General features: G+C 71.7%; 12 protein-coding genes. 9 read left to right on the top strand and 3 right to left on the bottom strand.

What is annotated here, in order from left to right:
- Positions 1 to 48: 48 nt before the first annotated feature.
- Positions 49 to 1,200, top strand: a complete 1,152-nt coding sequence (locus OHA73_RS14075) for a glycosyltransferase family 4 protein (protein ID WP_267070720.1) — start codon at positions 49 to 51, stop codon at positions 1,198 to 1,200.
- 170 nt (positions 1,201 to 1,370) lie between these two features.
- Here the strand turns inward: OHA73_RS14075 and OHA73_RS14070 are convergent, their stop codons facing one another.
- Positions 1,371 to 3,167 (bottom strand): AMP-dependent synthetase/ligase, encoded by a 1,797-nt coding sequence (locus tag OHA73_RS14070; protein ID WP_266720492.1) that lies wholly within the window; start codon positions 3,165 to 3,167, stop codon positions 1,371 to 1,373.
- A 322-nt stretch (positions 3,168 to 3,489) separates the two neighbouring features.
- Here OHA73_RS14070 and OHA73_RS14065 point away from each other — a divergent pair, with 322 nt between their 5' ends.
- From OHA73_RS14065 to OHA73_RS14040, 6 genes are all read left to right on the top strand, one after another.
- Entirely contained in the window at positions 3,490 to 4,251 is a 762-nt protein-coding gene (locus tag OHA73_RS14065) for a metallophosphoesterase family protein (RefSeq protein WP_266725529.1), read from the top strand.
- 91 nt (positions 4,252 to 4,342) lie between these two features.
- A complete protein-coding gene (locus OHA73_RS14060; RefSeq protein WP_327655198.1) occupies positions 4,343 to 4,780 on the top strand; it encodes an SRPBCC family protein in 438 nt (145 codons plus the stop codon).
- 135 nt (positions 4,781 to 4,915) lie between these two features.
- Positions 4,916 to 6,016: an ArsA family ATPase gene (locus OHA73_RS14055; protein WP_266720496.1), complete on the top strand. Its 1,101-nt coding sequence runs from the start codon at positions 4,916 to 4,918 to the stop codon at positions 6,014 to 6,016.
- Between the two features lie 68 nt (positions 6,017 to 6,084).
- Positions 6,085 to 6,558: a DUF5304 domain-containing protein gene (locus tag OHA73_RS14050; protein ID WP_266720498.1), complete on the top strand. Its 474-nt coding sequence runs from the start codon at positions 6,085 to 6,087 to the stop codon at positions 6,556 to 6,558.
- 66 nt (positions 6,559 to 6,624) lie between these two features.
- Positions 6,625 to 7,578 carry an ROK family glucokinase gene (locus tag OHA73_RS14045; protein ID WP_266720500.1) on the top strand — a complete coding sequence of 318 codons (954 nt, stop codon included), beginning with the start codon at positions 6,625 to 6,627 and terminating at the stop codon, positions 7,576 to 7,578.
- Positions 7,579 to 7,645: 67 nt separating this feature from the next.
- Complete coding sequence (locus OHA73_RS14040; RefSeq protein WP_327655197.1) at positions 7,646 to 8,410, top strand: endonuclease/exonuclease/phosphatase family protein; 765 nt, start codon at positions 7,646 to 7,648, stop codon at positions 8,408 to 8,410.
- 14 nt (positions 8,411 to 8,424) lie between these two features.
- On the opposite strand, the gene OHA73_RS14035 is transcribed toward OHA73_RS14040, so the two are convergent.
- Positions 8,425 to 9,132: a hypothetical protein gene (locus OHA73_RS14035; RefSeq protein WP_327655196.1), complete on the bottom strand. Its 708-nt coding sequence runs from the start codon at positions 9,130 to 9,132 to the stop codon at positions 8,425 to 8,427.
- Positions 9,125 to 9,922, bottom strand: a complete 798-nt coding sequence (locus OHA73_RS14030) for an alpha/beta hydrolase (RefSeq protein ID WP_266725531.1) — start codon at positions 9,920 to 9,922, stop codon at positions 9,125 to 9,127. The genes OHA73_RS14035 and OHA73_RS14030 overlap by 8 nt, the downstream gene beginning before the upstream one ends.
- A gap of 292 nt (positions 9,923 to 10,214) precedes the next feature.
- Here OHA73_RS14030 and OHA73_RS14025 point away from each other — a divergent pair, with 292 nt between their 5' ends.
- Both OHA73_RS14025 and macS read left to right on the top strand, forming a co-directional pair.
- Positions 10,215 to 10,967: a lysophospholipid acyltransferase family protein gene (locus OHA73_RS14025; protein WP_266720506.1), complete on the top strand. Its 753-nt coding sequence runs from the start codon at positions 10,215 to 10,217 to the stop codon at positions 10,965 to 10,967.
- A 66-nt stretch (positions 10,968 to 11,033) separates the two neighbouring features.
- The gene (macS, locus tag OHA73_RS14020; protein ID WP_327655195.1) at positions 11,034 to 12,248 is read left to right on the top strand and encodes a MacS family sensor histidine kinase; all 1,215 of its coding nucleotides are present in this window, start codon (positions 11,034 to 11,036) and stop codon (positions 12,246 to 12,248) included.
- Positions 12,249 to 12,261: the final 13 nt, after the last annotated feature.

Below are 12,261 nucleotides of genomic sequence, written 5' to 3'. Positions count from 1 at the left end.
CCGCGGCGCGGCGGCCACCGCCGGGCGCGTTCGGTACTGTCGGCGGTGATGCGCCAGACACCGAAGACACTGCTCGTGACCAACGACTTCCCGCCGCGCCCCGGTGGGATCCAGGCGTTCCTGCACAACATGGCGCTGCGCCTGGATCCGGAGCGGCTCGTCGTCTACGCCTCGACGTGGAAGCGCACCCGCGAGGGCATCGAGGCCACGGCGGCCTTCGACGCCGAGCAGCCGTTCACCGTGGTGCGCGACAACACGACGATGCTGCTGCCGACCCCGCGCGTGACCAAGCGCGCGGCGGGACTGCTGCGGGCGCACGGCTGTACGTCGGTGTGGTTCGGGGCGGCGGCGCCGCTCGGCCTGATGGCGCCCGCGCTGCGCAGGGCGGGCGCCTCACGCATCGTCGCGACGACGCACGGGCACGAGGCGGGCTGGGCCCAACTCCCCGCGTCCCGGCAGCTGTTGCGGCGGATCGGGGAGGGCACGGACACGATCACGTACCTCGGTGAGTACACGCGCTCGCGCATCGCGGCGGCGCTCACGCCCGCGGCGGCGGAGCGGATGGAGCAGCTTCCGCCGGGGGTCGACGAGAAGACGTTCCACCCGGGGTCGGGTGGGGATGCCGTACGGGCGCGGCTCGGGCTCACGGACCGGCCGGTGGTGGTGTGCGTCTCGCGCTTGGTGCCCCGCAAGGGCCAGGACACCTTGATCCTCGCCATGCCGAAGATCCTGGCGGCCGTGCCGGACGCGGTGCTGCTGATCGTGGGCGGCGGGCCGTACGAGAAGGACCTGCGCAAGCTGGCCGCCGAGACCGGGGTCGCGGACTCGGTGCGCTTCACGGGGTCCGTGCCGTGGGAGGAGCTGCCCGCGCACTACGGGGCGGGGGACGTGTTCGCGATGCCGTGCCGTACGCGGCGGGGCGGGCTCGACGTCGAGGGCCTCGGCATCGTCTACCTGGAGGCCTCCGCGACCGGGCTCCCGGTCGTCTCCGGCGACTCGGGCGGCGCGCCGGACGCGGTGCTCGACGGTGAGACGGGGTGGGTCGTCCGTGGCGGCTCGGAAGCGGAGTCCGCGGACCGCATCGTGACGCTCCTCCAGGACCCGGAACTCCGCCGCCGGATGGGCGAGCGGGGCCGCGAATGGGTCGAGGAGAAGTGGCGCTGGGATTTGCTGGCGGAGCGGTTGCGGGGGTTGCTGTAGCCGGGTACCGGGGTCGGCGCCTGCCGTTTTGGTTGCGCGGCACCCCGGTGCCGGTCAATGAAGCCCCTGCGGCGATTGAGCAGCGGGGTCCGGGGCGGAGCCCCGAGGCGTAAACGCAACATCCGCCGCACCGCACACCAACGCGCCGCGGCGGATGCCACCCGGTACCGCTAGCCGCGGTAGATCGCCTCGACCTCGTCCGCGTAGTCCTTCGCCACGACATTCCGCTTCAGTTTCAGCGAAGGCGTCAGGTGGCCCGACTCCTCGGTGAACTGGGCGCCGAGGATGCGGAACTTGCGGACCGACTCCGCCTTGGACACCGCCGCGTTGCCGTCGTCCACGGCCGCCTGGATCGTGGCCAGCAGGTCGGGGTCGTTCTGCAGCGATGCCACCGTCGAGCCCACCGGCTTGTCGTGGTCCGCGGCCCACTTGCCGAGGAACTCCTCGTCGATGGTGACGAGCGCGCCGACGAACGGGCGGCCGTCGCCGACGACCATGCACTCGGCGACGAGCGCGTGCGCGCGAATGCGGTCCTCGATCACCGCCGGGGCGACGTTCTTGCCGCCCGCCGTGACGATGATTTCCTTCTTGCGGCCGGTGATGCGGAGGTAGCCGTCCTCGTCCAGCGTGCCGATGTCGCCGGTGTGGAACCAGCCGTCGGCCAGGGCCTCTTCGGTGGCGCCCTGGTTGTTCCAGTAGCCGGTGAAGAGGTGCTCGCCGTGCAGCAGCACCTCGCCGTCGTCGGCGATCCGGACCACGGACCCCGGCAGCGGCTGACCCACCGTGCCGATCTTCTGGCGGTCCCACGGGTTGAACGCCGTGGCCGCGCAGGACTCGGTGAGGCCGTAGCCCTCCAGGACCGTGAAGCCGATGCCGCGGAAGAAGTGGCCGAGCCGCTCGCCGAGCGGCGCGCCGCCCGAGATCGCGTACTCGCCGCGCCCGCCGAGGACGGCGCGCAGCTTCCCGTAGACGAGCTTGTCGAACGTCTTGTACTTGAGCTTCAGGGCCAGCGACGGGCCGTTCGGCGTGTCCAGCGCGCGGCTGTACTCGATCGCCGTGTCGGCGGCCTTGTCGAAGATCCGGCCCTTGCCGTCGGCCTGCGCCTTGGCCCGCGCCGAGTTGTAGACCTTCTCGAAGACGCGCGGCACGCCCAGGATCAACGTAGGCCTGAACGCGGCCAGTTCATCGGTGAGGTGCTTGATGTCGGGGGCGTGGCCCAGCTTGATCGGGGCCATCAGCGAGGCGACCTCGACGAGGCGGCCGAAGACGTGCGCCACCGGAAGGAAGAGCAGCACGGAGCACTCGCCCGTGCGGAACAGGGGGCCGAGGCGCGCCACGATGTTGCCGCACTCCGCGAAGAAGCTGCGGTGCGTGAGGACACAGCCCTTGGGGCGGCCGGTGGTGCCCGAGGTGTAGACGATGGTCGCCGGGTCGTCGGCCTTCGCGATGGCGCTGCGGTCGTCGACCATGCCGTCGGAGAGCTCGGCACCGGCGCGGTACAGCTCGTCGAGGCCCCCGCCGTCGATCTGCCAGACGTGCCGCAGCTCGGGCAGCCGGTCGTGCACGGAGGCGACGGCCGCGGCGTGCGCGTCCAGCTCGACGAGGATGCCGACCGCGCCCGAGTCGCCGAGGATCCACTGGATCTGCTCGGGCGAGCTCGTCTCGTAGACCGGGACGGTGATCGCGCCCGCGCTCCAGATCGCGAAGTCGAGCAGCGTCCACTCGTAGCGGGTGCGCGACATGAGCGCGATGCGGTCGCCGGCCTGCACGCCGGACGCGATCAGGCCCTTGGCGGCCGCGCGCACCTCGGCGAGAAACTGGACGGACGTGACGTCCTGCCACGTGCCGCCGACCTTTCGGCCGATCACGGCGACGTCCGGGTGCTGCGCGGCGTTTCTGCGAACGATGTCGGTCAGATTGCCGTCCGCGGGGACCTCGTACAAAGCGGGAAGGCTGAACTCGCGCAAGACTGCTGCTCCTCGTAGGGCGCCGGCGCCACTCTTCTGTGATGCGTCGGTGCGGTCCAAGATCGGGCAGGTGCACAGTGCATCAATGAATTGTCCGCTCCAACTCGGCGGCGCTCATTGTTTGAACTGAACACGACTGGACTGCCCGGACGTTACCCATCGGTACTGCTTCTTCGATAGGGGGGTCGGACCAGATGTTCGCTGCGTCACACGCCGCCGCGACTGTTCTCGCACCCTAGTCCAGAAGCCGACCGACTCGGAAGTAACCGCAGGTCCGGCCGCCTCTACCCATTCCGGGACCCATCGTCCTAGGGTGATCGGCATGCGCGTACATGTGGTCAGCGATGTGCACGGAAACTCCACCGACCTCGCACGAGCGGGAGACGGCGCCGATGCCGTCATCTGCCTTGGTGACCTGGTGTTGTTCCTTGATTACGCAAATCATGCGCGCGGCATTTTCCCCGAATTGTTCGGAGTCGAGAACGCGGACCGCATCGTTGAACTGCGCACCGCCCGTCGCTTCGAGGAGGCGCGTGCCTTCGGAGCGGAGCTCTGGGCGGGCATAGACCGTGTGCCGGCCATCGAAAAAGCGGTGAGGAAGCAGTACGCGGAGATGTTCGCGGCGTTCCCCACACCGACGTATGCGACCTACGGCAATGTCGATATGCCGAAACTCTGGAGTGAGTACGCCGCCCCCGGCACGACCGTGCTCGACGGGGAGCGCGTCGAGATCGGCGGCTGGGTCTTCGGTTTCGTCGGGGGCGGGCTCCGCACGCCGATGCGCACGCCGTACGAGATCGACGACGAGGAGTACGCCGCGAAGATCGAGGCCGTGGGCGAGGTCGACGTGCTGTGCACGCACATCCCGCCGGAGGTTCCCGACCTCGTCTACGACACCGTGGCGCGGCGGTTCGAGCGCGGCAGCCGCGCCCTCCTCGAGGCGATTCGCCGGACCCGGCCCCGGTACTCGCTCTTCGGCCACGTCCACCAGCCGCTCGCGCGACGGATGCGGATCGGGTCCACGGAATGCGTGAATGTCGGCCACTTCGCGGGGTCGGGCAGGCCCTGGGCACTGGAGTGGTGACAGCGACAGCGCATGCGCGCGATAGCCTTCACGGGACACACACGCAGGCAGGCACGGCGCACCCAGACCGGTATCCGGAGGAGCCACGGCGATGGCGGAACACACCAGCTCGAGCATCACGATCGAGGCGGCCCCCGCCGATGTCATGGGGGTGATCGCCGACTTCGCCCGCTACCCGGACTGGACGGGTGAGGTGAAGGAGGCGGAGGTCATCGCCGAGGACGAGGCCGGCCGCGCCGAACAGGTCCGGCTCGTCATGGACGCCGGGGCGATCAAGGACGACCAGACGCTCAAGTACACCTGGGCCGGCGAGAACGAGGTCTCCTGGACCCTCGTGAAGTCCCAGATGCTGCGCTCCCTCGACGGCTCGTACGTGCTGAAGCCGGCGGGCGAGGGGACCGAGGTCACGTACTCCCTCACGGTCGACGTGAAGATCCCCATGCTCGGCATGATCAAGCGCAAGGCCGAGAAGGTCATCATCGACCGCGCGCTGGCGGGCCTGAAGAAGCGGGTGGAGTCGGGCAGTTAGAGCCCCGCAGGGGGCACCTCCCAGCGTGAGCTGGGGGAGATTGAGGCGCGGGGTCCGGGGCAGAGCCCCGAGACCTCGCCCCCGGTTCCGGGCAGCAGACAACGGTGGCCGGAACCACAGGTAGCCTCACACTCCATGCGCACCCTTCTCGTCACCGGCCCCGGCGGCGCCGGCCGCACCACAGTCGCCGCCGCCACCGCCCAACGGGCCGCCCGGCAAGGGGTGCGTACGAGGTTGATCACCGCGGACCCGGTCGCCGAACTGACGGACGTCGACGTCGTCCGTCTCACCCCGGCCGACGACTTCCGCCGCGACCTCCTCGCCCTCCAGGACCGCGCCGCCTCCGGCCTCGAGTTCCTCGGCGCCGCCCGGCTCGACGCGGACGAGGTCACGCCCCTCCCCGGCAGCGAGGAGCTCGCGCTGCTCCGCGCCCTGCGGGACAGCGCCGAAGGGCCGTACGACCTGCTCGTCGTCGACCTGCCGCCCGCGCCCCGCGCCATCGACACGCTCGCCCTGCCCGAGCAGCTCCGCCGCTATCTGCGCCGCCTGCTCCCCGCGGAGCGGCAGGCCGCGCGCGCCCTGCGCCCCGTGCTCGGCCGGCTCGCCGGGGTGCCGATGCCCGGGCAGTGGCTGTACGAGTCCGCCGCCCGCTGGGACGCCGAACTCGCCGCCGCGCAGGCCGTGATCGAGGCCGCCACCACCCGCGTACGACTCGTCGCCGAGCCCACCCGGGCCGCCGCCGAGACCCTGCGCACCACCCGCACCGGCCTTGCCCTGTACGGGCTCGACGTCGAGTCGGTCGTCGCCAACCGCGTGCTCCCCGACGGCTCCACCGACCCGTGGCTCGCCGACGCAGCCGCCCGCCAGCGCAAGGTCGTCGCCGAGTGGCCCGGCGCGCACGAGCTGCCCCACCTGGGCCGCGACCCGCGCCCCGGGGACCTGGACGTACCGGTGCCCGCGACCCTGCCGGGCCCCCGTACCCCGTGGCCCGTGGAGGACCGGCTCGGCGAGGACGGCGTCCTGGTGTGGCGGATACCGCTGCCCGGGGCCGTCCGCGAGGAGCTGAGCCTGATGCGGCGCGGCGACGAACTGGTCGTCGGCGCGGGCCCGTTCCGGCGTATCGTCCCGCTGCCCTCCGCGCCCCGCCGCTGCACCGTGGCCGGCGCGGGGCTCGTCGACGGCGAGCTCCGGGTCCGCTTTGCCCCCGATCCGGATCTGTGGCCGCAGACCCGGTGAACGGGGCGCACCCGTTCGGGTAACGTCGAAGGGGTAACCGGTCCAGCTCTCCGCAGGAGTCAGCCGTCATGAGCGACGCCACCGAGCAACCCGCCCAGCAGGTCGACGCCGACGCCTGGGAGAAGGCGTGCGCCGAGGATCTCGAGGAGGAGCGGGCCCGCCGCAGGGCCGAGTACGGGCCGCCGCCCGGATCCGCGGCCGAGGAGCTGAAGAAGCTCGTCGACGCCGTCACCGACAAGCTCTCGTCCGTGCAGGCCCCGTTCCTCGGCCCGGTCGCCCAGGGCACCGCGGAGCAGGTCGCCAAGCAGGCCGTACGGCAGGCCCGCTCCGTCATCGAGCCGGTCATCGACCGGAACGCCGACGTGTTCGACCACCTGGCCGCCGCGGGCAACGAACTGCTCGCCGCCTACCGCTCCGCGGTCGAGGGCCAGGAGCGCCGCTGGACCCAGCGCACCCAGGAGCCGGCCCCACCGAAGGACGCCGAGGATCCCAAGGGCCCCGAGGACGAAGGCCCCGGTGGAGAGCACATCGACCTGGACTGAGCCGGGGGCCGGGCCCCTGCTCGGTTAGGGTGGGCCCTAGCGGGGCTCGACCGAACTGAGGGATTCATGGGACTCACCATCGGCGTCGATATCGGCGGCACGAAGATTGCGGCCGGCGTGGTCGACGAGGAGGGCAACATCCTCTCCACGTTCAAGGTGCCGACGCCTTCCACGCCTGACGGGATCGTCGACGCGATCGCCTCGGCCGTGGAAGGTGCCAGGGCCGGGCACGAGATCGTGGGCGTGGGCATCGGTGCGGCCGGCTACGTCAACCGTCAGCGCTCCACCGTGTACTTCGCGCCGAACATCGACTGGCGTCAGGAACCGCTGAAGGAGAAGGTCGAAGCGCGCGTCAAGCTGCCCGTGATCGTCGAGAACGACGCGAACGCGGCCGCCTGGGGCGAGTACAAGTTCGGCGCGGGCAAGGGCCATCGCAACGTCATCTGCATCACCCTCGGCACCGGCCTCGGCGGCGGCGTCATCATCGGCAACAAGCTGCGCCGCGGTCACTTCGGCGTGGCTGCCGAGTTCGGCCACATCCGCATGGTGCCGGACGGCCTGCTGTGCGGCTGCGGCTCGCAGGGCTGCTGGGAGCAGTACGCGTCGGGCCGCGCGCTCGTCCGCTACGCGAAGCAGCGGGCGAACGCGACGCCGGAGAACGCCTCGTACCTGCTCTCGCTCGGCGACGGCAGCCCCGAGGGCATCGAGGGCAAGCACATCTCCTCGGCCGCCCGTGAGGGCGACCCGGTGGCCGTCGACTCGTACCGCGAGCTGGCCCGCTGGGCCGGCGCGGGCCTGGCCGACCTGGCCTCGCTGTTCGACCCGTCGGCGTTCATCGTCGGCGGCGGCCTCTCGGACGAGGGCGAGCTGGTCCTCGACCCGATCCGCAAGTCGTACAAGCGGTGGCTGGTCGGCGGCAACTGGCGGCCCGTGGCCGACGTGATCGCGGCCGAGCTGGGCAATAAGGCGGGCATGGTCGGCGCCGCCGACCTGGCGCGGGAGCCCGACCCCGTCATGTGACGTACATGCGCACCTGGTGCCCGTCGTTCCCCGTGGGGGCGGCGGGCACCGGCGTATCTTGATCTTCATGGACTCCGGCTCGCTCCCCGAAGAACGCACCGAACTTCCCAAGTCCCGTACGGAAGCGGACGGTTCGGCCGTCATTCGCGTCCTCAGCTACAACATCCGCTCGATGCGCGACAGCCCCGTCGCCCTCGCCCGCGTGATGAAGGCCTGCGCCCCGGACCTCGTACTGATCCAGGAGGCGCCCCGGTTCTTCCGCTGGCGCAAGCAGCTCGCCCGGCTCGCCCGCGCGGCCGACCTGGTGATCCTCTCCGGGGGCGGCAGCGCCGCAGGGCCCGCGCTGCTCTGCTCGCTGCGCGCCACCGTCGAGCGCACCGAGGACGTACTGCTGCCGCTCACGCCGGGACTGCACCGGCGCGGCTTCGCGACCGCCGTCGTGCGGTTCGGGGACGCGCGGCTCGGTGTCGTCAGCTGCCATCTGAGCCTGCAGAAGGACGAGCGGTACGCGCAGGGCGGGATGCTCCTCGACCGGGTCGCCGGTATGGGGGTGGAGCACGCCGTCGTGGGCGGCGATCTCAACGAGCGGCCCGGCGGGCGCACCTTCCGGCGCCTCGCGCGCACCCTGAACGACGCCTGGGCGACCCGGCCCTGGGGCGGCGAGTACACCTCGACGCCGGCCGATCCCCATCAGCGTATCGACGCGATCCTCGCCACCAAGGGCATCGAGGTGCTGGGGTGCGGGGTGCCGGACTTCCTGGACCGGGACGAGCTGAGGGCGGCCACCGACCATCTGCCGGTGCTCGCCGCCCTCCGCGTTCCCGCCACGTAGTCCTAGATCACGTTCTAGACCACGGCGCCGCGGCCCGGGTCGTCGCCGTCCTCGTCGTCGCCCGGTGACATCCGGGCGACGAGCGTGCCGAAGCCGCCGAGGAAGCCGCCGATGCACAGTGTCGCCAGCCACCACGTCATGTCCCAGCCCAGCAGCACCGCGAGGAGCAGCAGGATCGGGCCGCCGACCACCGCGAGCCAGGCGAACCTGGCCGTGACGTCGCCCTCCGGCAGCGGGGGCGGCTCGGGCGGGACGAAGTGGCCCTCGTCGGCGCCGCCGAAGTCGTCGTCCGAGGGCGCGGGCGGCGCGTGGTCGCGCGGTCCTGGAGTGGAGGCGATGCCCGGCGCAAAGGAGACCGAGGAGCCGAGCGGGCCCTGCTTGCCCCGATCCGGGTCCTGGTCCTGGGACTGGGTCTGGTCCCGGTCCTGACCGCGGTCCTGGTCCGGGGCGTCCTTCTCCGTGGTGCTCCGCCGCGCGTCCGACGGCCGCTTCGGCGCATCGTTGGTCTCCGGTTCGAGCAGCGCCAGGTCCTCCACCGACTTGAACGGCTTGGCGCCCGGCGGGTCCGGCGGCTCCTCCCCGTAACCGGCGACGATCGCCGCCCACGCCGCGTCCTCGTCGCTCGGCAGCAGGGGATCGCGCGACTGCCCGCCGGTCTCCTCCTGGTCGTGCGGCTCCGAGCTGTCCGGCCGCTCGGACCCGCCCCGCTCCTGCTCAGTCACCGGTGCTCGTCCCTTCCACGCCCTCGCTGGGGATCTTGCCGACTTCGGGAGCGAGCCGGTCGAAGAACGCGTAGCTCTCCTCGAAGATCCGGTCCGCGTCATGGTCCAACGTCGCCACGTGGTAGCTCTGTTCCAGCAGGATCTCCGTGACGTCCGTGGACGAGACGCGGCCGAGCACCCGCGCCGAGTCGGCGGGCGGCACCACATGGTCGTGCACGCTGTGCAGCACCACCAGGGGCTGCGTCACCTGCGGCAGTTCACGGTCCACGATCCGGAAGAAGATGCGCAGCTGGTGCGCCGCGTGCAGCGGAACCCGGGGGTAGCCGACCTCGTCCGCGCCCTCCTTGGCGATGTCGCTGGTGATGCCCTTGACCGTGCTCACGAAGTGCCGGGCGACCGGGAGCGCGTACGCGGACAGGCCGTGCACCTTGTTGCCCGGGTTCACCAGGACGAGGCCCGCGATCCGGTCCCCGTGCTTGGCCGCGAGGCGCAGGGCGAGCGCGCCTCCCATCGACAGGCCGCACACGAAGACGTGGGAGCAGCGGTCGGTGAGCTCGCGCAGGGCGCGGTCCACCTCCGCGTACCAGTCCTGCCAGGCGGTGACGGACAGGTCCTCCCAGCGCGTGCCGTGGCCCGGCAGCAGCGGGAGCGAGACGGTCAGCCCGCGCTCGGCGAGGTACTCGGCCCAGGGCCGCAGCGACTGGGGCGATCCGGTGAATCCGTGACAGAGGAGGACGCCGACCTCGCCACCGTCGTGGCGGTACGGCTCGGCTCCAGGAAGGACCGGCACCTTCGGTCTCCTGTTCATGGCAGAGAAACGGTGGACGGACGTGCAGGGGAACGAGCTGACGAGCAACAGCGACGTGAACCTCACGGTACGCGACCGGACTGACACCGACCAGGGTCGTCGGGCCCCGGGGCGGCCCCGCGGGTGCTGTGTCTTCCCGGGGGACAACCCCCGGACCCCCGGCCGGGCAAGCAGGTCGGCCAGGGTCGTCGGGCCCCGGGGCGGCCCCGCGGGTTAAGGTCGGATCCTCGGACTGGTCCCGGTACGAGGTCCGGGCACGAGGGAAGGCAGTGGGTTGATCTACGGCGCAATGAAGGTGGCCATCGGAGGGCCGCTGAAGCTCGGTTTCCGGCCGTGGGTGGAGGGCCTCGAGAACATCCCCGCCGAGGGCCCCGCGATTCTCGCCAGCAATCACCTCTCGTTCTCCGACTCGTTCTTCCTTCCCGCCGTCCTCGACCGCAAGGTCACCTTCATCGCGAAGGCCGAGTACTTCACCACCCCCGGGGTCAAGGGAAAGATGACGGCCGCCTTCTTCAAGGGCGTCGGCCAGCTGCCCGTGGACCGCTCCGGTTCGCGGGGCGCCGGCGAGGCCGCCATCAAGAGCGGCATCGAGGTCCTGGAGCGCGGCGAGCTGTTCGGCATCTACCCGGAGGGGACGCGTTCCCCCGACGGCCGCCTCTACAGGGGCAAGCCGGGCGGCCTCGCGCGCGTGGCACTGTCCACCGGCGCCCCCGTCATCCCCGTCGCCATGATCGACACGGAGAAGATCCAGCCTCCCGGCAAGGTGATGCCCAAACTGATGCGCCCGGGCATCCGCATCGGCAAGCCCCTCGACTTCAGCCGCTATCACGGCATGGAGAGCGACCGCTTCGTCCTGAGGGCTGTCACCGACGAGGTCATGTACGAGATCATGAAGCTTTCCGGCCAGGAGTACGTCGACGTGTACGCGACGGCCGCCAAGCGGCAGATCGCGGACGCGGAGAAGGCGGCCAAGGCCGAGAGGGAAGCGGCGAAGAAGGCGTTGGAGAAGGAACGGGACGGCTCCTAGCCGCGTCGTCCCAAGGAGGGCGCAGGAGCAGAAGTACCCGGAAGTGCCAACGGGGGGACAGGGGACATGGGGAACGCGGTCGGGCGCGAGCGGGTCGTGCGGATGTCGGTCGAGCAGCCGCTGTGGCGCGCGCTCACCGGGTACCGCCTGCTGACCCTCGTCTACGCGATCGGGCTGTTCGCCTCCTCGTACGAGGTGTACGAGCGCCCGTGGGTCGGCGCCGGCTACTTCGCGGTCCTCGCGGTGTGGACGCTGGCGACGCTGCCGCAGGTGTCGGGCGCCCGGCGCTGCACCAAGCGGTTCCTCACCGCCGACCTGACGATCGCCGTCGCCGGCATCCTGCTCTCGCCGGTCGCCGGGCACGAGCGGGCCGTCACCGGGGGCTCCACGCTGCCGTCGATCTGGACGGCGGGCGCCGTCCTCGCCTGGGCGCTCAAGGGCGGCTGGCGGTGGGCAGCCGGAGCGTCCCTGCTCATCGGCGTCGCCAATGTGCTGCAGCGCGGCGACATCACCCGCGGCCTCATCCACAGCGTCCTTCTGGTCTGCATCGCCTCCATCGCGATCGGCTACGTCGTGGAGGTGGCCCGCGCCTCCGAGCGCACCCTCGCCCGCGCCCTGGAGATCGAGGCGACGACGCGCGAGCGGGAGCGCCTCGCCCGCGACATCCACGACAGCGTGCTGCAGGTCCTCGCGATGGTGCAGCGCCGCGGCACCGCCCTGGGCGGTGAGGCGGCGGAGCTCGGCCGGATGGCGGGCGAGCAGGAGGTCGCGCTGCGCACGCTGGTCGCCGGGGGCCTCGTACCCGCCTCGCGTGCGTCCGAGGACGCGGAGGCCGGCGCCGTCGTACGCACTGTGGTGGAGCCGGCGGAACCGGCCGAGGACGAGGGCGCGGGCCCGCGCGATCTGCGCCCCCTCCTTGCCGGGCACGCCGGTGGACGCATCACTTTCTCGGAGCCGGGCGCCCCGGTGCCGATGCGGCCCGCCGCGGCCCGCGAACTGGCCGCCGCCGTCAGTGCCGCCCTGGACAATGTGCGTCTGCACGCGGGCGCGGACGCCAGCGCGTGGATCCTCGTCGAGGACGAGTCGGACGCGGTGATCGTGACGGTGCGGGACGACGGCCCCGGCATCCCGGAGGGCCGCCTCGCGCAGGCCGAGGGCGAGGGCCGGCTCGGCGTCGCCCTGTCGATCCGGGGCCGGCTGCGCGACATCGGCGGCACCGCCGAGCTGATCTCGGTCCCCGGCCAGGGCACCGAGGTCGAACTGCGCGTACCGAAGAAGTAGCGAAAGCGGCCCG

The organism is Streptomyces sp. NBC_00483 (genome assembly GCF_036013745.1).
In the GTDB taxonomy this organism is placed as follows: domain Bacteria; phylum Actinomycetota; class Actinomycetes; order Streptomycetales; family Streptomycetaceae; genus Streptomyces.
This window is presented reverse-complemented; position numbering and strand designations above follow the sequence as displayed.